Source organism: Cellvibrio sp. PSBB006 (assembly GCF_002162135.1).
Taxonomy (GTDB): Bacteria; Pseudomonadota; Gammaproteobacteria; order Pseudomonadales; family Cellvibrionaceae; genus Cellvibrio.
In genome coordinates, this window is record NZ_CP021382.1 from 1533449 (window position 1) to 1555703 (window position 22255).

A 22255-nucleotide genomic window follows, 5' to 3' on the forward strand; every position below is an offset into this window, starting at 1 on the left:
TCTCCCCGATTAATAAGTACGAACTTTAGGTTCAAACGCTTCCATAGTGCGCGGTGCAAAATTCACCGCACGCTTGGCGACACGTTTGTCAGCCGGGAAATAAATGGAATGGCATAACCAGTTCTGGTCATCGCGATCCTGGAAATCTTCTCGGGCGTGAGCACCGCGAGACTCCTTGCGCTCTTCCGCCGCAATGGCGGTCGCTTCGGCCACTTCCAACAGATTTTGCAACTCAAGTGCTTCGATACGGGCAGTATTGAACGCGCTGCTCTTATCGGTGATGCATACATTTTCAACACGCGGACGCAGCTCTGCCAACTGCTGAATACCCTTCTGCATGTATTCACCTTTACGGAATACACCGAAGTAATTCTGCATGATGGTTTGCAATTCCTTGCGCAGCACAGCAGCGCTTTCGCCGCTGGTTGAGGTGTTAATTTTGTTCAGGCGAGCCATGGAAGCTTCGATATCGGCCTGGGTGGCATCACGTTGCTCAATACCTTCACGCAATGCTTTTTCGATATACAAACCTGCCGCACGACCAAATACCACCAGATCCAGCAGCGAGTTTCCGCCGAGGCGATTGGCACCATGCACGGATACACACGCCACTTCTCCGCAAGCGTAGAGGCCATCGATGACAGCATCTTTACCATTTGCATCAACAGTCAACGCCTGGCCATTCACATTGGTTGGTACACCGCCCATCATATAATGGCACGTGGGTACAACCGGAATGGGAGCATAAACCGGGTCAACGTGCGCAAAGGTACGTGACAATTCACAGATACCGGGTAGCTTGCTCTCAAGCACTTCTTCACCCAGGTGATCGAGCTTAAGCAGCACGTGATCACCGTTCGGGCCGCAACCACGTCCTTCCAGGATTTCCTGAACCATGGAGCGAGCCACAACATCACGACCGGCAAGGTCTTTGGCATTGGGGGCATAACGCTCCATAAAGCGTTCGCCATCTTTATTGATCAGGTAGCCACCTTCACCGCGACACCCTTCCGTAACCAGAACACCCGCGCCGGCAATACCAGTCGGGTGGAACTGCCACATCTCGATATCCTGCACCGGGAAACCGGCACGCAACACCATACCAATACCATCGCCCGTGTTGATGTGAGCGTTGGTGGTAGAGGAATAAATACGGCCGGCACCGCCAGTCGCCAGGACGGTTGCCTTGGCTTTAACGTAGACTGTTTCGCCATCTTCGATGTTAATAGCAATCACACCGACAACGGCGCCGTCCTGATTCTTCACCAGGTCAACGGCGAACCATTCGTTCAAAAAGACCGTTTTATTCTTAAGGTTTCCCTGATAAAGGGTGTGCAGAAGCGCGTGACCGGTACGGTCTGCTGCCGCACAGGTACGGGCCGCCTGGCCGCCTTTGCCAAAATCCTTTGATTGACCGCCAAAGGGACGCTGATAAATGCGGCCATTTTCAGTACGGGAGAAAGGTAAACCCATGTGCTCCAATTCAAAGACCGCTTCCGGCCCGACAGAACACATATATTCGATAGCATCCTGGTCGCCGATGTAATCAGACCCCTTGATGGTGTCATACATGTGCCAGCGCCAGTCATCATTCGGGTCAGCACTCGCGATAGCGCAGGTAATCCCGCCTTGAGCAGATACAGTGTGCGAGCGGGTTGGAAATACTTTGGTAATTACCGCCGTTTTGTAACCGGATTGTGCCAATTGCAGTGCAGCACGCATGCCTGCGCCGCCGCCGCCAATCACAATACCGTCAAATGAAATTGTTCGCATGTTAGCCATCAGCCTAGAGCCCCCACAAAATTTCAACGCCCCAGACCAGGTAGGTCACAGCGGCAACACCCAATACTGTCTGCGCAATCAGACGCAACACAGTAGCCTTGGCTCCCAACAAACGGTTGGTGAGATAGTCCGTCAAGACAGACCAAAGTCCGATCCAGGCATGTGTAATAAATGAAATAAGAGCGAGCAGGCTGAAGATGCGCATCCATAGCTGATTATAGAGCGCGCTCCACTGAGCGAAATCCAGGCCAGGATTCATGGCAATATAAACGACGAGAAAGATTGTATAGGCTGTCAATATCACAGCGCCAACGCGCTGAATCAACCAATCATACAGACCACTACGACCAAAACTGGTTACTGCAGTTACCATATCCATACTCCGGCTATTACGATCAATACAATGGCCAACAGCACCACAAGCCTGGCACCCAATTGACCACCTTTTAAGGTCTCACCTACGCCGCCATCCATTGTCAGATGGCGCACACCAGCAACGGTGTGGTAAGCAAGCACAGAGAGCACACCCCAGAGTACGAACTTGTAAACCGGATCATTCAGAGACTCTTTCATCGCAGCAAAGCTTTCCTCCGAGGCCAGACTTGCGTCCAACAGCCAAAGTAATACGGCCATGCCGGCAAAAAGGAAAACACCAGAGATGCGATGAAGGATAGAAACGTAAGCGGTGATAGGAAGTTTGATAGTGGATATATCGAGATTGACAGGTCTTTTTTTGTTCACGGTTGATAGTCACCTTTTTGCCCATCGCGGGCAGGTTTTAAGAATGAGCGTTGGGCTCAACGCTTTACCTCAACCTATCGTCCAAATCGACCCTGTACCACGAGTTACTGATAGCAGATTTCAATAAAAACAGGAGAGTTAAAGGTTGTCACCAGCCGCATCCTGCAAGTCGCGCCGTATTATAGAGAGTGAACTTCAGAAACACAAACAAAAAGCCGACCCAAAATGGCAATCAAATCCACAGAAATTTATCGATTTCCTGTCGCTTTATTACCAATTACGCATCAAAAGAGAACATCGCCAAACAAACGCGCGCTATAAAAGTGCAGAAGCAACATAAGCAAGGATTTTCTTATCAGGATGATTGATAGAGACTATAAAAATTGACAGCGCTGCCAACAAAAAAAGCGAAGCAGGAACCGTGGCGCATCCATAGGGTAAATAACGGCAAAAGCTATCATCCAGCGTAGTAAGTCATCTATAATGCCGACCGCAAACGGACTCCCCACAATTTGACAAAGCTAAATCTATCCTTATAGTTGTGCCCCGTTTATCAACCTGTCTTGGCCTCCTGCCATGTACGTAAGCCTTTATTAGTAACTACAGGAGTCAGTAATGACTGACAAGAAAGCACACTTAACGGTTGACGGCTTGGATGCGGCAATTGAGTTGCCCATTTATAACAGCTCTACCGGTCCTGACGTTATCGACGTTACCAGCATTACCAAGAACGGCTTTTTTACCTTCGATCCGGGCTTTATGTCCACCGCCTCATGTGAATCCAAGATTACTTTCATTGATGGCGACAAAGGTATTCTGCTCCACCGTGGTTACCCCATTGATCAATTAGCTGACCATTCTGATTACCTCGAAACCTGTTACCTGCTACTAAACGGCGAACTCCCAAACGATACTCAAAAGCAAGAATTTACCAACGCCGTCAAAAACCAATCCGCTGTCGACCCTTCTGTAGCTGCCCTCATCAAAACCTTCAAACGCGATGCACACCCCATGGCAATTCTGTGCAGTGCAGTAGCTGCTCTCGCCGCTGTTTATAATGAAGGGCTTGATATCACTCGGGAAGAAGACCGTAAAGTTACAGCACACCGCTTAATCGGCCAAATGCCTACATTGGCTGCCATGGTTTACAAGCACAGCCAGGGCGAAGAATTTATCGCGCCGGACAGCGCACTTGGTTATGCAGAAAATTATTTAAATATGACCTTCGGCAAAGCAGGACAGGCATCCAAAGTAAGCCAAGTGTTGGCCAAAGCCATGGACCGCATTTTTATTCTTCATGCGGACCACGAGCAAAATGCATCAACATCAACAGTACGCCTCTCTGGCTCTTCCGGCACCAACCCGTTTGCCGCTATCGCCGCCGGGATTGCCACATTGTGGGGACCAGCCCATGGCGGCGCTAACGAAGCCGTATTAAAAATGTTGGAAGAAATCGGCAGCGTGGACAACATTGATAAATTCGTTGCCAAAGCAAAAGACAAAAATGATCCGTTCCGCCTGATGGGCTTCGGTCACCGTGTTTACAAAAACTTTGACCCTCGCGCCAAAGTCATGAAGCAAACCTGTGATGAAGTTCTGGCTGAATTAGGATTGGAAAATGATCCTCTGCTGGCGATAGCCAAGCGTTTGGAAAAAATTGCCCTGGAAGATGAATATTTCATTCAGAAAAAATTATATCCAAATGTGGACTTCTACTCTGGCATCATCATGAAGGCCATCGGCATCCCTACCGAGATGTTTACGGTGATCTTTGCTACTGGCCGTGCCGTGGGCTGGTATGCTCACTGGGATGAAATGGTCAGTGCTGCTTACAAAATCGGTCGCCCGCGCCAACTTTATACAGGCAGCGTTCAGCGCGACTATCCCAGCAAATAAGATTTATTGTTTGCAAGAAAAGGGCTGCAATTGCAGCCCTTTTTCTATTGGTAGTGCGAAAATTTATTTTAGAAATTGATATCTGCCATCAGCCATAATTTAGTGGTGTCAGAACCAAAATCATCTGCAGAATAATCAGCAAATTTTGCAGTATAAACAACGGGGCCCCACTTTTTACTCGCGCTGACATCCCACTCTGTGCCGTAGTCTATACCGTTCACATCCGACGCCAGTTCGTGGTAAGCAGCAACGAACTGTATTCCAGCAAGATTGGTTGCCAAGGTCATATAGATATCCTCAATACCGTTAGCAGGCGTATCAAGAAAGCGGTCAGTCCACCCCTGGAAAGCGTGCAAGGTGGCAAGTGGTGTGGCAAAACCTACGACACCATCATCGGAACCTAACAATTCATATCCCAAGGTCGTGGTCAGCTTACCCAGTGTAACCACACCCTCAGCCAGCATGTAGTCAGCTGAATAGGTTACCGGATTATCACCTCCCTCTGATTGCGTTGCGTATTCCAGGTTGTAGCCAAAGGTTGGGTTGACGCGTCCCATCCAGCGAGCACCGAAGGTATCACTCGCCAATGCCGGTGCAGTCAGGTTATCGATGAGATAGGCATACAACGATATTTTGCCAGCACTGAAACCGGCATAGTTTACATTTAACAAATGAGTTTCCTGATCGTGATCACCGATCAGATTATCTTCGCCAAATATTCGATTAACATTCGTAACATATGCGTAAAACAGCTGGGTGTCGGACAAGCCCTTATTGGTAATCGAAAAGGCATCATAGGTTTGCTCGTTCTGACGCCAGCCTACTGCGCCGATAAACCGCTGGTTGTCCAGAACAATGCGTTGCCGACCGTATTTGAATTGCGTACTGAAATTATCGTATGACACGAACGCCTGATTAACTTCCGTTCCTTCAGGGTCCGCGATAATAGCCGTACCGGGATTGGAGGGATCATTCGCCGCCGTGCGGTAATCGACATCATCCAACTCGCGCACATCATCAAACTCCGCTGCAAAAGCAAAGCCATTGTAGGCACCCGATTGATAAGAAAGACGCGAGCGCAGAGTGAACGCATCGGAGTCCTCCAGGCCATCCCAGCTAACATCCTCATAACGCAGACGAAAATTTACTTTGACGGTGCTTTTTTGAAATGCCTCCGTCACACTTTCATTTGCGATTGCATGAGGAACCAACGATAAAGATCCAACAACAGCACCAAGGCAGCAAGCCATGTATTTTTTCATAGAGCCTTCTCCAGAGTTTGATTGTGTGTGGTCAACGCTCCTGCGAAAAATGCTGCATGATGTTGCAGATTAACTTGAACATCGCACCACTTTAAAACAACGGAAATATTTGAAATTTTTAATGTAACTGTCCGTTGCACGCCACGTGACTGAGGCACAATTCAGCAAGGCTTATGCCAGAAAGTTCTTTAGGCTCAAACTTCAATTGTTAAATGAGGAAAATCAATGAGATAGCAAAAGTACATTTCATTTGCATCGCAACCGATTAAAATTATCGCCGCCCAAGTGTTGGGAGCCGCTAAAAATCATGCTGCATTATCAAGCAATCGCATATCGGTTAAAGCGCAATAAAGATACATATTCATGCACCGCATCTTTACGATATGCACCGAATTGAGACTTTAAATTTTTCAGGAAATACTGGTACGTGGAATTGAGATGGTACAAATGTATTAACGTGGTGCAAGCTATATAGCTAATGAGGAAATTCCTGAAAGCCGCACGCGGCCTTCAGGATGGAAAGAAAATTATTCGATGCGTATGGATCGACCTGCCGCAGCATTTTTTACCAAACGGATATTGGCGAAGCTGATATCCAGTTCCCCATCCGTTACCAAGGTAAAGGGCTCAAGGACGAGGTGAAAAAATTCCTCCGGCGGTAAGACTAAACCGAAGTTTGACCCGACATCAGGAAAGCAGGCAAGATCTACGGTCAAGCGACGCCAGCCAGTATTGGCTATCGCATTAATCTTGTCGGTAATCGGTAAATCGGAATTGCATGAAGGTCCGCAGCCAATACGCAGAATCACATCGGCAGTCGGCGCTTTATCAACCTTAATATCAAATTCCAGAACGCCCCGCTCGTTAAGGTAATCAATCAGCACCTGACGATTTTCTGTGGACAATGCAACCAGACCCGTGCCTGTTCCATTCCAGACAACGCGTCGGGCATCCTCCTGCACCTCACGATCCACAACGGTTGCCGTCAAGGTCGACACCTGCGCAATATTGCCGTTCATTACCGCGCGATCATTTTTTCCACCTTCCAATTCAATATGCCAAGGCGTCATTGGGCGGCGATTAAATACCTCCAATACATTGGTTGTTTCCTGAACTGCGATACCCTCTTCCGGCAAATCATCTCCTAACGTGTCCAGGTCGCCATAACCCAAACCGTAGCCGTAAGGGAATAATGGATCGTAGTGTTCGTCACCAATGTTTAATGGCCCCTGGTCCGGGCGTTTGGGCCATGAAAAAGTCAGGCGACCTTTTACATCGTGCTGGATCTTTCCGTCGGCTGCCTTAAAGATCACATCGGCAACACCACCACCTTCCGTACCCGGCTGCCAGATCACCATAAAGGCATCGGAGTGATTTAGTTCCTGATTTATCCAGAGCGGACGCCCCGCTATAAAGAGCGAGACTACCGGAATACCAGCAGCTTTCAGTTTTGTCAGCAGTTCGCGATCACTATGATTTGTCGGCTTGTAAAGCAGGTTCTGCACATCGCCCTGCATTTCAGCGTAGGGATCTTCCCCGAATACAACAATGGCTACATCGGGCTTTTCCGTAAATGCCCCATCCGCACTGTATTGGATCTTGCCGCCAGCACGCTCCACAGCTTCTGTCATGCCCATGAGCAAGGTGGTAGCCTCAGGAAAATCCGCCATGCTATTGCCTGTGCCCTGCCAGGTGATAGACCATCCACCGGTTTGCTTGGAAATATTGTCTGCACCATCACCTGCAACCAAAATATTAAGCGACGGCGAAAGCGGCAGCAGATTGTTTTTATTCTTTAATAACACAAGGGATTCGCGCACAGCCTGACGAGCGACCGCGCGATGCTCCGGCGCACCGAGCAATTCATCCTTGCCCGCTAACGGACGCGTAGATGGCGCACCTTTTTCAAATAACCCTGCGCGTAATTTGACACGTAAGATACGGCGCACAGCATCGTCAGCACGACTTATCGGTATGACACCGGTCTTGATTTGATCAACCGTATTATTGAATAAAGTTTTCCATTCCGGGTCGGGCACCATAAACATATCCAACCCGGCATTGATAGCCTGGGGGCAATCCAACACCGATGCACCTTTAATAAAACCGTGGCCATTCCAATCGCCCACCACAAAGCCATCAAAACCCATCTGGTTCTTCAGCACCTCGGTCAACAAATATTGATGCCCATGCATACGCTCGCCGTGCCAGCTGTTAAATGAAGCCATGACAGTTTGCACACCGGCTTCTATCGCACTCATGTAACCAGCGGCATGGATATCGCGCAGCGTCGCCTCATCGTCTTTATTGTCGCCGCGATCAATACCATTAACGGTACCGCCATCGCCCAGAAAATGTTTTGCGGTGGCGATAATATGGTACTGATCAAGACATTCATCCGTAGCAGCGTTCCCCTGAAGCCCCTCCACCATCTTACCGGCGTATGCGCGAACGATAGCGGGATCTTCCGAATAGGACTCGTAGGTGCGCCCCCAACGATCATCGCGCACGACAGCAACTGTGGGTGAAAAGTCCCAATCCAATCCTGTAACCGCGATTTCTCGTGCAGTAACTTCACCGATTTTTTTTATAAGCTCAGGATTATTGGCTGCCCCCAGCGCGATGTTATGAGGAAACAACGTGGCACCAACCAGATTACCCACACCGTGTACCGCATCAGTACCCCAGATGATCGGCACAACAACTTTTCCATCGCTGTCATCCATCGAGGCATGATAAAAACCATCCGCCATCGCAAGCCAATCTTCCGCCTTTGCAAAACGATTGCCATTGGGAACCGAGCCACCGCCATTTAACACGGACCCAATATGAAAATCTTTGATATCTTGCGGCGTTACATAACGGATCTCCGGCTGGATCATTTGCCCCACTTTTTCTTCTATGCTCATCTGCGCCAGAATATCTTCGACTTTTTGTTCAATCAGGGGGTCTTGCTTGACAGCGGAAATAAGCCGGGGCCAGGTGACGGAAGTTTGCTGACTTCGCATGTTGATAAACTCTCCAATGCAATCATTCATGTAATAGTTTTGTTAAGTGTCTCCCTACAACAAGCTCCTGATACTGCCAATGGCAGTTTTAATTTTATTGGCCTGCACGGATTTGCCTGATCTCATGCAATAAAACTGGCCGCATAAAAAAAGCCACACAGAAATTCTGTATGGCTTTCTTGCCTCGCTAGCACGAGGCCTGGATTACTAATTGCATTTGCCTGCCTCGCCCTCCGCCGCGCCTTTTACGACACGAACGTTAGCGAAGGTAATATCCAGCGAGCCAGAAGTAACCAATGAAAAAGGTTGCAGCACCTGCGTGAAAAACTCACTGGGTGGTTGGGCAACGCCAAAGTTGGCTCCGGATGCAGGGAAACATGCCAATGCAATAGTTACTGTTTGCCACCCCTTGCCAGTAAACTCTTTGAGGCGCGTAGTGAAATCAATATCGGAAGCACAATAAGAACCACATCCTAAACGCAAATAGGTCGTATCGCCCGGCGCGGCATCAACCTTGATGTCAAACACAAGGGCCGAGTTGGATTTCAGGTAGTTGATAAAATCCTGGCGATTTTCCGCTGAGAGCGCAACCTGTCCACTGCCGCTGCCATTCCACACCACGCGACGCGCATCCTGTTGCTCATTGCGATCAACGGCTTCGATCATCAGCGATGAAGCTTTCATGGTGTTGCTGGTCATGGTCATACGATCATTTTGGTTGCCAATAATTTCCAGCGACCAGGGATCGAGCGGGCGGCGGTTAAAGATTTCCAGAACATCCAGTGCTTCGGCGAGCTGTACACCTTCTTCCGGTAGATCATCACCCAAGGTATCCTTATCGGCATAACTTAAACCGAAACCGTAGGGAAACAGCGGATCATAATTTTCATCACCGCGATTAAGCGGACCTTGGTCCGGGCGCTTGGGCCAGGAAAAAGTCAAACGCCCTTTCATGTCGTGATTGATTTCACCTTCGGCATTTTTGAAGATGACATCGGCGATGCCCGCGCCCTCAGTGCCCGGCTGCCAGATAGCGACAAATGCATCGGATGCATTCAACTCTTTATTAACCCACAGCGGACGACCGGAGATGAACAACGACACCACAGGAACATCTTGGCTACGCAGTTTTTTCAATAGCTCCAGATCACTGGCGTCACGCGGTTTATAGGCAAGATTACCCACATCGCCCTGCATTTCTGCATAAGGATCTTCACCAAACACAACGATAGCAACATCGGGTTTTTCACTGAAAGAACCATCAACACTTAATATGGCAGTGCCACCTGCCGATGTAACCACCTCACTGATGCCAGCAAAGATAGAGCTCGCACCCGGGAAATCTGAATTAATGTTACCTGTACCCTGCCAGGAAATGGACCAGCCTCCCGCTTGCTTGCCAATGTTGTCAGCACCGTCACCGGCCACCAATACTTTTTGATTGCGCGCTAAAGGCAACAACCCATTCTTATTCTTCAGCATAACCAGAGATTCGCGGACAGCCTGTCGAGCGACAGCGCGATGTTCCGGCGCTCCCAGAACACTCTCTTTACCAGCCAACTCGCGGGTAGATGGTGCACCACGCTCAAACAAACCTGCACGCATCTTCACGCGGAGAATACGGCGCACGGCATCGTCAACACGCGCCATGGGAATAACACCCGTTTTGGCTTGTTCCAACAGATTGTTATAGAGCTCTTTCCACTCAGGCTCCGGAACCATATAAATATCGAGACCGGCATTGATAGAATCCGGACAATTCAGGGCGGTACAACCGGGTATAAAACCGTGACCACTCCAATCACCGACCACCAAACCGTCAAAGCCCATCTGCCCTTTGAGCACATCGGTTAATAGATATTTATGGCCGTGCATACGCGTATCCTGCCAGCTGGTGAAAGAGGCCATCACCACCTGTACGCCCGCCTCCAGTGCGCTGAAATAACCTGCGCCATGAATATCTCGTAGATGCTTCTCGTCGCCCTGGGTTGCTCCGCGATCCACACCATTTAATGTGCCGCCATCACCAATAAAATGTTTCGCGGTGGCAATAACGTGGCTCTCAGTTAAAAAAGCATCAGACCCACCAATACCCTGCAAACCTTCAACCATCTTTCCGGCATAAGCTCGAACAATTTCAGGATCTTCTGAGTAGGCCTCGTAAGCACGACCCCAGCGGTCATCCCGAGCAACGGCAACGGTGGGGGAAAAATTCCAGTCCAGTCCAGTTGCTGCAATTTCTCGCGCAGTTACCGCACCGACCTGCTTGATGAGTTCCGGATTATGGGTTGCACCTAAACCAATATTATGAGGAAACAACGTGGCGCCGATGACATTGCCAAGACCGTGGACCGCATCCGTCCCCCACATAATCGGGATGCCAACACGACCATCGCTTTTATCAACGGAGGCATGATAAAAGCTGTCGGCCAAGGCAACCCAATCTTCGAGTTTCGCGTATTTATTGTTTCCTGGTGTGGTGCCACCGCCATTAAGCACGGACCCGACATGATATTTTTTGATGTCTTCCGGCGTAACTTGTTTGATTTCCGGCTGCACCAACTGGCCGATTTTCTCTTCCAGCGTCATCCGCGCCAGGAGCTCATCAATTCTGGATTCCAGCGCTGGATCTTTTTTTACCGCACTGGAAATCGCGGGCCATTCAACTTTTTCGGAAGAAATCGATGAAGTGGTTACCGGGGACGCCGAAGGTGTTTCATTTGGTGTTGTTGTGGTGTTGTCGCAGCCTGAAAGAAAGCCGAGCAATACTGCCGAAACCGCTCCTGCAAACAGAAAGCGAATATTCGTTTTATTTTTCATAGTTATCAACCTGTTGAAAGCGTACATCTATAGCCGGGTTAGGGGTTATCTAGTAAAAAAACAGAGGGTTGTCGCGAAAATCATTATATGAAATCGTGTGCGGGCAAGCTCATCAACGATTCATGAATGAAAGGTAGCAGTTGCACATAAAGGCGCGCATTAACTTTACCTTTTATGACATATTTTCATCTATGAATAATTAATATTCGTCGATTTTAGGGCGGAAAATCGGCGATTGAGCAGGCTTATCGTCATTTTTACCTCTACAAACTCCCGGTCCGCTGGGAAGCTACTACTTATTGACAGCGCTGTCAATGATAACTACACTGCGCCGGCCTTGAATGCTGGTTCCGGTGTCGTTACTCTTGCGAATATCTTTCGGCATCGCTTTTTGCTTCGGAATCAGCATAGCTAAACATAGCTACGTCATGCGCCTCGCTTCGGGTTGCAATGCGATATAACGACAGTATTGATATATAAAATTGAGGAGAAGCATGAGTCAGTTACTGGTAGCAGACATTGGCGGTACCAATGCGCGTTTTGGTCTGGTCGAGTTGAGCACAAATGCGGGCCAACAAAATTACGGTGCCCAGCAACAAAAAACCTTGAAGTGCGCCAACTATCCCGACATCGCCACAATGATTAAAGCCTACTGTAGCGAGGTAAGCGCATCACTTCCGCCCTTCGCCTGCTTGGCCATTGCTGGCCCTATCGAAAAAGGTTGGGCGCAGATGACCAACCTGAATTGGAAATTTTCCATTGAAGCGCTGCGCGCCGAATTGGGCATGAAAGCTCTGGATGTGATCAACGATTTTGCTGCGCTGGCTTATGCTACCCCGTTCCTGCCCGCTCAGGACATCAAACCACTGTATACCGCCAAAACCAGCCATGATTCGGCTATTGTTGTGCTTGGCCCGGGCACCGGTTTTGGTATGGCTGCACTGGTCCCGGATCACACCCAAACCCAGCGTGGCTGGAAGATTCTCCCAACCGAGGGTGGACACTGTAGCTTCGCCCCCACCAATGATAAAGAAATGGCCATTCGCGCCTTTTTGGCACAGACCGATGATCATGTCTCTATCGAAGATATTCTTTCTGGCCGCGGCCTGGTTTCTATTTACCGTGCGCTTTCACATATTAATGGCACACCGGCCCAGGATTTCACACCCGCTGATGTCAGCACCAAAGGGTTGGCTGATCAAGATCCAACCTGCCGGGAAGCACTGATAACTTTTTGCAACATCCTGGGCAGCGTCGCGGGAGACAAAGCCTTATCACTGGGTGCAAAAGGTGGGGTGTATTTGGGTGGCGGAATCATTCCGAAGATCGCCAGCTTTATTCCGCAGACCGACTTTGTCAGCCGCTTTAAACATAAAGGCCCAATGAGCGGCTACGTCAGCGATATCTCCGTCAATATGATTATCAACGATACTGCTGCTCTCGTTGGCTCGGCCGCCTGGCTGATCAATACCGCATTGACCATGCGTGGCGAGTAAATCATATCTTTTAAAAATGCGCCTGAGGGCGCATTTTTTATGTCGGTTAGTTAGAGCCAATAACTGATTTCTTTTTCGGCGCGGGCCCCGTGGAATCGCGGATAATCAAACTGGAGCTCAGCATACTTGCCGGCAGCTGCACATCCTTACCGCGCAACTGTTTCAACAACAGATCCGTTGCTTTCTTCGCCATTTGTTGAATTGGCTGGCGGATGGTTGAGAGTGAAGGCCACAATTGATGGGCAACCGGTGTATCGTCAAAACCGGCCACAGACAATTCTTCGGGAATTTTAATCCCGCTTTGATGGGCGACCATCATCACACCCGCTGCCATATCATCGTTTGCTGCGAAGATCGCGGTTGGCCGAGGCTTCCTTTGCAATAAATTGTGCGCACAAGCTTCGCCGGACTCAAATGAATTGAAGCCCTGCTCTACCAGTTCTTCGCTGAGGGGAATATTGTTTTCAATCAGTGCCGCCTTATAGCCTTCGTAACGATGGGATACCGCGAGGTGGTCCGGGTGACCGCAAATAAATCCGATCCTTTTATGACCCATGGCGATTAACTGACATGTCATATCGTAGGAAGCTTCTTCATCGTTAGTCTCCACATAAGGACTGACATCTTTGTTACGTGTTGGCGCAACACGCACAAAAGGAATGTTGATATTCCGCAACGCGTTTACCACATTGATATTGTCTGATAGTGGCGGTGTCAGAATTAACCCATCAATACGTTTTTGATGGATCATGTCGATGATTTCTTTGGTGAGGTTTTCGTCACGATGATTACAGGGGTGTATCAACAAATCGTATCCCTGAGGCCTGCAGATGGATAACACCCCCTCCTGAATATCAATCACGTAGTTAGCACTGGGATTACCGTATAACAATCCCAATACATAAGAACGGTTTCCAGCAAGACTGCGGGCAGACAGATTGGGGCGATAATCCAGCTCAGCTATTGCCGTGAGCACCTTGTCTCGCGTTTCCGGCCGCACATTCGGTTCTTTATTAACAACTCGCGATACCGTCTTGATGGATACACCGGCCAACTCAGCTACATCATCAATTGTTGCTTTAGCCACTCTTCCCAACCTCATCATTGTTATTCGGTGAAGACTTCTCTTTCTTTGAGCTGCAATATCCCCGATTCGCCCTCGAACTGCAACCCGGCAAAGGTATTTTTGACTATTAGAAAAGACCGAAAAACAGTGGCGATCCTTCTAAATTTTTACTTCAAAAACAATACGTTACAAAATGTGTGACAGCGCTGTCAGCTTGCATTATAGTACCGCGCACCTGGATATCGGCAGCATGCTCCACTCCAGCTCGGTAATAAAAATTTAAGAACCGTTTCAGGTTTTTAGACATAAATCAAACCAATTATAAGAGGTGAAATATGGCCAGCATCCCGCAGGGCTCGCACCAACAACACGATAGCATCGACAACGCAGACCATACTGTTCCACTCATTATTATCACCATTCTGTTTTTTATGTGGGGCTTTTTGACCTGCCTCAATGACGTTCTGATTCCGCATTTGAAAGCGGTTTACACACTCAATTATGTGCAGGCCATGCTGGTACAGTTCTGTTTCTTCGGGGCTTACTTTGTGGTTTCTTTACCGGCCGGTTATCTCATCAAAAAAATCGGCTATCAAAAAGGCGCAGTAACCGGATTAATTATTGCCGCCTTCGGTTGTGCCATGTTTTATCCCGCGTCCGTCACCGGCTATGCTGTCTTCTTGCTTGCATTATTTATCCTGGCTTCAGGTATCACCGTGCTTCAGGTTGCAGCAAATCCCTATGTCACCGTTCTCGGCCCAGCCCAAACCGCATCCAGTCGCTTGACGCTGACTCAGGCATTTAACTCGTTGGGAACCACTATTGCGCCTTATCTTGGCGGGCTGTTGATATTGTCGACAGCGGTACTCACTACCACCGAACTGCAACTGCTCTCGACAGCAGAACAGGAAGCTTATCGGGCAAAAGAAGCAGCTTCAGTACAGGTTCCCTATCTGATTTTGGCTTCAGCTTTAGTGCTCCTCGCCGTATTTTTTGCGTTCGCCAAACTGCCGAAGATTGTCCACAAAGACGAAGATGACCTCAAAGGTGATATTGCTTCCAATAAACCGTCAGCGTTATCACATACTCACCTCTTGCTGGGGGCCATCGGTATTTTTGTTTATGTCGGTGCAGAAGTTAGTATTGGTAGCTTTCTGATTAACTTCATCGGCGAAAAGAATATCGCAAACCTGCGTGAGGCCGAAGCGGCGCACTTCGTCAGTTACTACTGGGGCGGAGCAATGGTCGGTCGCTTTATTGGCTTCGCCGTAATGCGCTACATCAGTCCGGGTAAAACCTTGGCATTCAATGCAACCTGCTCAATCCTCCTGGTACTTGCAGCTACCTTCTCCGAAGGGCGCACGGCAATGTGGGCATTGATTGCGGTGGGATTATTTAATTCTATTATGTTCCCGACAATCTTCAGCATGGCATTGCACAAGCTGGGCAAATTTACTGGTCAGGGTTCAGGTATTTTGTGTATGGCTATCGTCGGTGGTGCATTGGTTCCGCTGATGCAGGGCGCACTGGCTGATGTCTTCGGTTTGCAATTGTCCTTTTTGTTACCCGCTGCATGTTATTTGTTCATCCTGTTCTTCGGTGTGAAGTATGCCGGTTTATATAAAACCTCACCTAAAACTGAACCAGGGCATTTATAAAACCAAAATAAAGGGCGCATATTGCGCCCTTTATTTTTTCTGCTCCCAACGTTGGGCAGATTCCCTATCCTTTTCCTGCGCATCAACCCAATAATCTCCAGCGCCGGTCATTTCCTTTTTCCAGAATGGCGCGCGTGTTTTCAAATAATCCATCAGAAATTCCGCTGCAGCAAACGCTTGTTCGCGGTGTGGACTGGTAACACCCACCAGCACAATTTGGTCCCCTAAGGTTAAAAGTCCGGTGCGATGAATAATTCGGCAGCGAGTAAGTTGCCAACGCGATTGAGCTTCTACCAGGATTTCTTCCAACGCTTTTTCGGTCATACCAGGGTAATGTTCAAGCAAAAGGCCAGTGACCTGACGCGATAGGTTTAACTCGCGTACTCTCCCGACAAATAACACCACCGCCCCGGCATCGACATCATTACTGGTCAATGCCGTATATTCGGCAGCAACATCAAAATCTGCAGACTGCACTGAAATCATATCAACCTCCCGTAACCGGAGGGAAAAAAGCAACTTCATCTCCCTTCATCACAGGATGTCCTGCTTTAACCAGTGTTTGATTAACAGCAACCAGCAGCTTTGTATCTTCCAAAAAATCTATCCAGTGCGGATATTGCTGTACTAATCGCCGACGAAGATCTTCCACTGTATCTACACCCAGGGGCTCAATCTCAACGAGATCACAACCCAGTTGTTCGCGCAATCTCGCAAAAAAAAGGACTTTAATCATGGTGTTCATCAACCGTCAGGTCACGTCGATAATGCCCGCGTCGACCACCATTTTTCTCCAACAGACAAATCTGTTGTATCACCATATCCATATCAACAGCTTTGCACATGTCGTAGATTGTTAACGCGGCTACACTGGCAGCAGTCAATGCTTCCATCTCAACGCCGGTTTGTCCGGTCAATTTGCAATAACTCAAGATATCCACACTGTTTAATTCTTCTTTAATCTCAAATTCAACAGCAACTTTTGTCAATGCAAGCGGATGACAAAGTGGTATCAGATCAGCACATTTTTTTGCAGCCTGAATACCAGCAATACGTGCGACAGCCAGAACATCGCCTTTTTTTAAGGCGTTATTCAGGATTTGTTTGAGTGTTTCCGGTTGCATGGAAATACGCGCGAAAGCCCGCGCCTCACGACAAGTCATTGGCTTGTCGGAGACGTCCACCATACTGGCTTTACCTTGTTCATCAATATGGGTTAAGGCCATGTATTGCTCTCTCAAATTTAAAAATTATAAACGAGGTTAACGTAGGTCATTGTGTCGGTTTTTTCTTTATCCGGTGCAACATCCGTATCATTGGCTACGTTAAAACCTACTTTCATTTGCATCGCATCGTTAATACGTGTGCTTAGAGAAGATTCCGCCACCGTGCGGGTGTTGTCCTCTCCCGACTCCACGCTCAAAGTTTGTTTAAACTCTGCTGACGGGCTTATTTGCCAGGCAAGGCTGGCAGCACCCCGCAAGATTACCCCGCTTTCCCTCTGGATGCTCTCATCCTCTAGCACACGCTCACCACGGAAATAACCCGGACCGATTTCCGCGTCCAACTGCATGGTTTCACCGTTGTACAAACGGGTACCGTAACCCACAGCGACGGTGCTATATGTTTCGTATGAACCAAATTCATCTTCGGTATGCGAACCAAACACGAAAAAATTGGAGTGTTCACTTTCTAATTGATAAGCGCTTTTGATGGAGCCGAAATATTTCTCTGCTGTTTTTTCTGTTGTCTTGGTGCCGTCATCCTGCGTCACCTGATCTTCTTTAAATAATGCGCTAAAAATATAGTGATTGTGCCAGCGAGTGAGGCGCTGTTTCGCATCAATTTTACCTTGCACGCTGGTGGTTTCCGTATTACCCGATGTTGCAATAACACCCAGCTCCGTCGAAACGGTCCACGGTTTGTTCTCGTCATCCTGAGCCATAACAAAAGGAGAGAATACTGAAACCGCGCCGGCCAGGAGAATAGATGGTCTGATCATAACTTTTCCTTACATTACTGCAGCATGGCTGCGTTACCTACCTCACCTGAATACATCCAACCTCATGAAGTCTGCATCAAGCGAACCACAAGCGCAGCATTGTACACCATCAAAATGATGCAATTTGCGGCGCCCACTAAGGGAATTCGCAAATCTACGTGATAGAATTCGCCCTCTTTTTCCTTACCTAAACCGTATGTCTGTGACTTCTGCTGGTTCACCTGATCATCGTTTTTGCGCCGCACCCATGATGGAGTGGTCCGATACCCATTGTCGCTATTTCTGGCGCCTTTTAAGCAAAAAGGCCGTGTTATACACAGAAATGGTAACGACGGGCGCGTTGCTTCACGGAGACCACCAGCGCTTTTTGAGCTTTCACCCGCAGGAACATCCGCTGGCCTTACAACTGGGCGGCAGCGATCCCCGCGCCCTGGCTGAATGTGCACGCATGGCCGAGGACTGGGGCTACGACGAGGTTAACCTGAACTGTGGCTGTCCCAGCGACCGGGTGCAAAACAATATGATCGGTGCCTGCCTGATGGCGGAGCCGGAGCTGGTCGCCAATTGCATTGCAGACATGCAAAATGCAGTAAAGATTCCGGTGACGGTGAAACATCGCATCGGTATCGACGAGATGGATGACTACGAGGGCCTACACCAATTTGTTAGTACGCTAGCTGATGCCGGCTGCAAAACATTTATCGTACATGCTCGCAAAGCCTGGCTGAAAGGCCTCAGTCCCAAGGAAAACCGTGAAATTCCTCCCCTCCAATACGACAAGGTTATTCGGCTGAAGCGCGAATTTCCCAATCTGGAAATTATCATCAATGGTGGTATTACTGCCATGGAACAGTGTGAAACCTTGTTAGCTGATGTTGACGGGGTAATGCTCGGTCGAGAAATCTACAGCAACCCTTATCTTTTAGCCGAGGTGGATCAGCGCATCTACGGTAGCTCCGCCGCCTCGCCTTCGCGCGAAGCCATTATGGAGGGCTTTGTTGCTTACTGCGAGGAACAAATGACCAAGGGCATTCGTCTCAATTACATGACCAGACACATCCTGGGGCTGTATCAAGGTATGCCGGGCGCTCGCCGTTTCCGCCGAACAATCAGTGAACAGGCGCATAAACCAAACGCTGATATCAAGGTTATCTATCAAGCAATGGCAGCGATGAATGGAGTTGATTTAAAGCCTGAGCATCCCAATCATGAGGGGTGATACCAGAATATCCCGGCTGACAACTTTCAGCCGCGCCCCATAAAGTATTACAATATCGGCTTATATTAAAACATACCAACAGCTTCGACCCTGACAGGACAACAACAGTGACTACCAAACTTGAACAACTGAAAAAGATGACCGATGTAGTTGCCGATACCGGCGATATTGAGGCCATTCGTTTATACAAACCTGTGGACGCGACGACCAACCCTTCGCTGCTCTACAAGGCCGCGCAAATGCCCCAGTACCAGGATTTGCTACACAATTCCCTGACAGCGGCGAAAGGTGCCAAGGGCAGCGCCGAACAAATCAGTGCCGCTTGTGATCATTTGGCGGTAGCCATCGGTAGCGAAATTCTGAAACTGGTTCCTGGCCGTATCTCCACCGAAGTAGACGCACGCTTGTCCTTTGATACTAAAGCCAGCATCGACAAAGCGCGCCACCTGATCGATTTATACCAAGAAGGCGGTATCGATAAATCACGCGTGCTGATCAAATTGGCATCAACCTGGGAAGGTATCCGTGCAGCCGAAATCCTGGAAAAAGAAGGTATTAACTGCAACCTCACCCTGCTCTTCGGCTTCAATCAGGCTTCTGCCTGCGCCGATGCTGGTGTATTTCTGATCTCGCCATTTGTCGGCCGAATTCTCGATTGGTACAAATCCAATACCGATAAAAAAGACTACACGCCGGAAGAAGATCCGGGCGTAGTTTCAGTTCGCCGCATTTACAACTACTACAAACAACATGGTTATAAAACGGTAGTAATGGGTGCAAGTTTCCGCAATACCGGTGAAATCGAAGCCTTGGCTGGTTGTGACCGACTGACCATCAGCCCACAACTTCTGCAAGAACTGGACAAAGACACCGGCGATCTCAAGCGCGTACTGTCACCGGATAATGTTGGGGAAGCCATTACCAAGGTACATGACTCCGAAGCGAGCTTCCGTTTCGGCATGAACGACGACCCAATGGCCACCGATAAGCTCGCTGACGGTATTCGTAATTTCGTGAAAGATCAGATTAACCTGGAAAACCTGCTTAAATCTCGTGCTCAGTAAACTATCAAGCTTCTTCGAACGCCACCTGCAGCCAGCAGGTGGCGCTTCGCCTTCCTTGTCCTTCGCCCAAAAACAGTTGGCGGTGGCAGCACTGTTAATTGAAGTCGCCACAGCTGACCATGTAATGGATGGCACAGAGCTCAACGCGCTGGTTAATTTATTGGAGCGAAAGTTCTCTTTGCCTCACGAACAATTGCTGGAATTAGCTGATCTCGCCAAAACTGAGGCTGCTGAGGCAACATCGCTTTACCAGTTTACGCAGCTCATCAACAACGAATGCACTGCCTCGGAAAAATTTGAGTTAATCAAAGGTATGTGGGAAATCGCCTATGCCGACAATCAACTCGACAAATATGAAGAGTATGTGATTCGTAAAGTAGCGGATTTAATTCACGTGAGCCATTCGGACTTTATTCGAGCGAAGAGTATCGTCAGAGCAGAGATAGGTTGATCCGAGCATTTACGCTCAATTACATTCCAGCATCTTCACCAGGTTACGAAAGGTTGCGCTGTTTTCCTGGTTTAGTCCCATCAAAATTTTGTGAGCTTCCAGTACTTTTTCCTTGACCTCATGTTCGTCATTTACATCCGCTGCCAGTTCCCGCGACGGGCAAACCGGCGTTTGCAGCTCATTAACAATCGTAAAAATATCCTGAAAACCCATGGTCTGCAAAATGCGGTTGATGCTGGGATTAGTAGAGAGTATGACGGGGATAATGTTATGCCGATCCTGACCTTGTAGAGAGATTTTAGCCATCAGGCCGAGCGTTGTACTATCAATGGCTTCCGCTTCCGATAAATCAAACAAGACCGCAGAAAAGTCCTCGGCACCAAACATGGAGTCAATGAACTGATCAAAGGAAATACATAAGGTTAAACGGACATCACCTACCATCTTGATCACGTAAACGCCTTCATGATCGGCAACCAGAATCTGCCCGGGTCGCATGCTTATTTACCTCTGGTAATCGTCAGTATCGCGATATCATCGGGAGTTTCCCCAATCTCTTTTATCGCTAACGCATCGCATACAGATTCAAGGCTTTGCCCCTGCTGTGCGATTAAATTCAGTAGATGGGCTTCTTTATCCAGCAATTCTTTTTGCGGCAGTATTTCCAACACCCCATCGGAGAAACAAATTAATGAGAACTCCTCTGGTAACTGTAGCGTATAAATTTGCCATGTCACGTTTTTGAAGATACCCACCGGTTTACCGAAACCCTCCAGAAACCTTGCACCGTCCGCGGTAACCAGAATCGGCATCGGTAAATGCCCTGCCACCACATAACGCATCTCCCTTGTCAGTGTGTCTATTACTCCGACAAAGAAAGTGAGGTGATGATTCAATCGTGTTTCATTCAATTCACGGTTTATGATTTGCAGCATGGCATCCGTGCCGCGCTCGAAAGAATCCGCATCGCCGAAGAGCCCTTCTTCACGAACCATACGACTAACAATGTGCTTGAGCCAGATAGTAACGAAGGCCGATGAAGCGCCATGACCTGAAACATCAGCAAGATAAAACGCCAGATAGCGCTTTTTGATATGAGCGTAATCAACAAAATCACCACTCAGGTATAAAGAGGGGGCGATATAGTGCCCGACATCATAACCGTCGTGAGTGTGCAAGCGGGTAGGCATCAATCGACGTTGTACCTGGCGTCCCGCCAGCTGATCACGCTCCAGAATTCGCAGATGCTCCCGCAACCCGCGATTAGCCTGTTCAAGTTTGTCCCGGTAGCGCTGGTTTTGCAGTATCAGGTCGCTATGATCCAATGCCTTGCGCACTGAATGCACAAGCATTTCCATATCCATAATTGGCTTAATCAGGTAATCGCGCGCGCCCAAGCGCAATGCTGTGACTACATCGCTCATAACGCCCGCGCCGGAGATAACAATAACCGGGAGGTCGGGGAGTTGTTCATGGAGTTGCTGCAAGACTTGTAGACCGTCAAGGTCGGGCATACGCAGGTCAGTAATGACCAGATCGGGAAGGTTTTCGGCGATAGCGCGGACACCCGAGCTGCCATCGGCGACCTGGATGACCTCAAAGCCGCTATCTTCGAGGTATGTTGCGACACTCTGACGAACAAGGGTATCGTCGTCGATGATGAGCAGTTTTCTACTTCTGTCTGTCATCCCTAGCCCTGTCAGACACCTGTGGAATCATGTTTATACACGCTGCGAGGCGCATAACACTACTCTCTTATCTGACCTTAAGCAAGCTGTTAAAAACCGCGT

The 22255-nt window shown here is 48.7% G+C and carries 19 protein-coding genes; 6 read left to right on the forward strand and 13 right to left on the reverse strand.

Annotated features, from left to right (window positions below; genetic code table 11):
* Window positions 1-9 precede the first annotated feature (9 nt).
* From sdhA to sdhC, 3 genes are read right to left on the reverse strand one after another with little or no spacing between them, the layout of a single operon-like run.
* Window positions 10-1782, reverse strand: a complete 1773-nt coding sequence (sdhA, locus tag CBR65_RS06365) for a succinate dehydrogenase flavoprotein subunit (protein WP_087466086.1) — start codon at window positions 1780-1782, stop codon at window positions 10-12.
* 4 nt (window positions 1783-1786) lie between these two features.
* Window positions 1787-2155, reverse strand: a complete 369-nt coding sequence (gene sdhD / locus CBR65_RS06370) for a succinate dehydrogenase, hydrophobic membrane anchor protein (RefSeq protein WP_087466087.1) — start codon at window positions 2153-2155, stop codon at window positions 1787-1789.
* Window positions 2149-2523 carry a succinate dehydrogenase, cytochrome b556 subunit gene (gene sdhC, locus CBR65_RS06375; protein WP_087466088.1) on the reverse strand — a complete coding sequence of 125 codons (375 nt, stop codon included), beginning with the start codon at window positions 2521-2523 and terminating at the stop codon, window positions 2149-2151. The genes sdhD and sdhC overlap by 7 nt, the downstream gene beginning before the upstream one ends.
* A gap of 615 nt (window positions 2524-3138) precedes the next feature.
* On the opposite strand from sdhC, the gene CBR65_RS06385 reads away from it, so the two are divergent.
* Window positions 3139-4419, forward strand: a complete 1281-nt coding sequence (locus CBR65_RS06385; RefSeq protein ID WP_087466090.1) for a citrate synthase — start codon at window positions 3139-3141, stop codon at window positions 4417-4419.
* Window positions 4420-4487: 68 nt separating this feature from the next.
* Here the strand turns inward: CBR65_RS06385 and CBR65_RS06390 are convergent, their stop codons facing one another.
* From CBR65_RS06390 to CBR65_RS06400, 3 genes are all read right to left on the reverse strand, one after another.
* Complete coding sequence (locus tag CBR65_RS06390) at window positions 4488-5681, reverse strand: alginate export family protein (protein WP_087466091.1); 1194 nt, start codon at window positions 5679-5681, stop codon at window positions 4488-4490.
* A gap of 527 nt (window positions 5682-6208) precedes the next feature.
* Window positions 6209-8689 carry an exo 1,3/1,4-beta-D-glucan glucohydrolase gene (locus tag CBR65_RS06395; RefSeq protein ID WP_087468944.1) on the reverse strand — a complete coding sequence of 827 codons (2481 nt, stop codon included), beginning with the start codon at window positions 8687-8689 and terminating at the stop codon, window positions 6209-6211.
* Between the two features lie 207 nt (window positions 8690-8896).
* The gene (locus tag CBR65_RS06400; RefSeq protein ID WP_087466092.1) at window positions 8897-11509 is read right to left on the reverse strand and encodes an exo 1,3/1,4-beta-D-glucan glucohydrolase; all 2613 of its coding nucleotides are present in this window, start codon (window positions 11507-11509) and stop codon (window positions 8897-8899) included.
* Window positions 11510-12003: 494 nt separating this feature from the next.
* On the opposite strand from CBR65_RS06400, the gene glk reads away from it, so the two are divergent.
* Window positions 12004-13005 (forward strand): glucokinase, encoded by a 1002-nt coding sequence (gene glk, locus CBR65_RS06405; RefSeq protein ID WP_087466093.1) that lies wholly within the window; start codon window positions 12004-12006, stop codon window positions 13003-13005.
* A gap of 46 nt (window positions 13006-13051) precedes the next feature.
* On the opposite strand, the gene CBR65_RS06410 is transcribed toward glk, so the two are convergent.
* Window positions 13052-14092, reverse strand: coding sequence for a LacI family DNA-binding transcriptional regulator (locus CBR65_RS06410; protein WP_232461374.1), 1041 nt, complete (start codon window positions 14090-14092; stop codon window positions 13052-13054).
* 314 nt (window positions 14093-14406) lie between these two features.
* On the opposite strand from CBR65_RS06410, the gene fucP reads away from it, so the two are divergent.
* Window positions 14407-15729 carry an L-fucose:H+ symporter permease gene (fucP, locus tag CBR65_RS06415; RefSeq protein ID WP_087466095.1) on the forward strand — a complete coding sequence of 441 codons (1323 nt, stop codon included), beginning with the start codon at window positions 14407-14409 and terminating at the stop codon, window positions 15727-15729.
* Window positions 15730-15759: 30 nt separating this feature from the next.
* On the opposite strand, the gene moaE is transcribed toward fucP, so the two are convergent.
* Genes moaE through CBR65_RS06435 form a run of 4 tightly spaced genes read right to left on the reverse strand, consistent with a single transcriptional unit; the run spans window position 15760 to window position 17731 of the window.
* Window positions 15760-16215: a molybdopterin synthase catalytic subunit MoaE gene (gene moaE / locus CBR65_RS06420; RefSeq protein ID WP_087466096.1), complete on the reverse strand. Its 456-nt coding sequence runs from the start codon at window positions 16213-16215 to the stop codon at window positions 15760-15762.
* A gap of 1 nt (window position 16216) precedes the next feature.
* Window positions 16217-16474: a molybdopterin synthase sulfur carrier subunit gene (gene moaD, locus CBR65_RS06425; RefSeq protein ID WP_369825649.1), complete on the reverse strand. Its 258-nt coding sequence runs from the start codon at window positions 16472-16474 to the stop codon at window positions 16217-16219.
* Window positions 16458-16955, reverse strand: a complete 498-nt coding sequence (gene moaC, locus CBR65_RS06430; RefSeq protein WP_087466098.1) for a cyclic pyranopterin monophosphate synthase MoaC — start codon at window positions 16953-16955, stop codon at window positions 16458-16460. Before moaC ends, moaD begins: the two co-directional genes overlap by 17 nt.
* 17 nt (window positions 16956-16972) lie before the next feature.
* Window positions 16973-17731, reverse strand: a complete 759-nt coding sequence (locus CBR65_RS06435) for a YdiY family protein (RefSeq protein WP_087466099.1) — start codon at window positions 17729-17731, stop codon at window positions 16973-16975.
* Window positions 17732-17927: 196 nt separating this feature from the next.
* On the opposite strand from CBR65_RS06435, the gene dusA reads away from it, so the two are divergent.
* The 3 genes from dusA to CBR65_RS06450 all read left to right on the forward strand — a co-directional run bounded on the left by dusA (window position 17928) and on the right by CBR65_RS06450 (window position 20465).
* Window positions 17928-18950: a tRNA dihydrouridine(20/20a) synthase DusA gene (dusA, locus tag CBR65_RS06440; RefSeq protein WP_087466100.1), complete on the forward strand. Its 1023-nt coding sequence runs from the start codon at window positions 17928-17930 to the stop codon at window positions 18948-18950.
* A 107-nt stretch (window positions 18951-19057) separates the two neighbouring features.
* Window positions 19058-20014, forward strand: a complete 957-nt coding sequence (gene tal / locus CBR65_RS06445) for a transaldolase (protein WP_087466101.1) — start codon at window positions 19058-19060, stop codon at window positions 20012-20014.
* Window positions 20004-20465, forward strand: a complete 462-nt coding sequence (locus tag CBR65_RS06450; protein WP_087466102.1) for a TerB family tellurite resistance protein — start codon at window positions 20004-20006, stop codon at window positions 20463-20465. The genes tal and CBR65_RS06450 overlap by 11 nt, the downstream gene beginning before the upstream one ends.
* 15 nt (window positions 20466-20480) lie before the next feature.
* On the opposite strand, the gene CBR65_RS06455 is transcribed toward CBR65_RS06450, so the two are convergent.
* Window positions 20481-20963, reverse strand: a complete 483-nt coding sequence (locus tag CBR65_RS06455) for an STAS domain-containing protein (protein WP_087466103.1) — start codon at window positions 20961-20963, stop codon at window positions 20481-20483.
* Between the two features lie 2 nt (window positions 20964-20965).
* Window positions 20966-22153: a SpoIIE family protein phosphatase gene (locus tag CBR65_RS06460; RefSeq protein ID WP_087466104.1), complete on the reverse strand. Its 1188-nt coding sequence runs from the start codon at window positions 22151-22153 to the stop codon at window positions 20966-20968.
* Window positions 22154-22255: the final 102 nt, after the last annotated feature.

What these genes read in the sequence shown, in the direction of transcription:
- sdhA (WP_087466086.1), bottom strand. Translation starts at nt 1,782, where the DNA reads ATGGCTAACATGCGAACAATTTCATTTGACGGTATTGTGATTGGCGGC.
- sdhD (WP_087466087.1), bottom strand. Translation starts at nt 2,155, where the DNA reads ATGGTAACTGCAGTAACCAGTTTTGGTCGTAGTGGTCTGTATGATTGG.
- CBR65_RS06385 (WP_087466090.1), top strand. Translation starts at nt 3,139, where the DNA reads ATGACTGACAAGAAAGCACACTTAACGGTTGACGGCTTGGATGCGGCA.
- CBR65_RS06390 (WP_087466091.1), bottom strand. Translation starts at nt 5,681, where the DNA reads ATGAAAAAATACATGGCTTGCTGCCTTGGTGCTGTTGTTGGATCTTTA.
- CBR65_RS06395 (WP_087468944.1), bottom strand. Translation starts at nt 8,689, where the DNA reads ATGCGAAGTCAGCAAACTTCCGTCACCTGGCCCCGGCTTATTTCCGCT.
- CBR65_RS06400 (WP_087466092.1), bottom strand. Translation starts at nt 11,509, where the DNA reads ATGAAAAATAAAACGAATATTCGCTTTCTGTTTGCAGGAGCGGTTTCG.
- glk (WP_087466093.1), top strand. Translation starts at nt 12,004, where the DNA reads ATGAGTCAGTTACTGGTAGCAGACATTGGCGGTACCAATGCGCGTTTT.
- fucP (WP_087466095.1), top strand. Translation starts at nt 14,407, where the DNA reads ATGGCCAGCATCCCGCAGGGCTCGCACCAACAACACGATAGCATCGAC.
- moaE (WP_087466096.1), bottom strand. Translation starts at nt 16,215, where the DNA reads ATGATTTCAGTGCAGTCTGCAGATTTTGATGTTGCTGCCGAATATACG.
- moaD (WP_369825649.1), bottom strand. Translation starts at nt 16,474, where the DNA reads ATGAACACCATGATTAAAGTCCTTTTTTTTGCGAGATTGCGCGAACAA.
- moaC (WP_087466098.1), bottom strand. Translation starts at nt 16,955, where the DNA reads ATGGCCTTAACCCATATTGATGAACAAGGTAAAGCCAGTATGGTGGAC.
- CBR65_RS06435 (WP_087466099.1), bottom strand. Translation starts at nt 17,731, where the DNA reads ATGATCAGACCATCTATTCTCCTGGCCGGCGCGGTTTCAGTATTCTCT.
- dusA (WP_087466100.1), top strand. Translation starts at nt 17,928, where the DNA reads ATGTCTGTGACTTCTGCTGGTTCACCTGATCATCGTTTTTGCGCCGCA.
- CBR65_RS06455 (WP_087466103.1), bottom strand. Translation starts at nt 20,963, where the DNA reads ATGCGACCCGGGCAGATTCTGGTTGCCGATCATGAAGGCGTTTACGTG.
- CBR65_RS06460 (WP_087466104.1), bottom strand. Translation starts at nt 22,153, where the DNA reads ATGACAGACAGAAGTAGAAAACTGCTCATCATCGACGACGATACCCTT.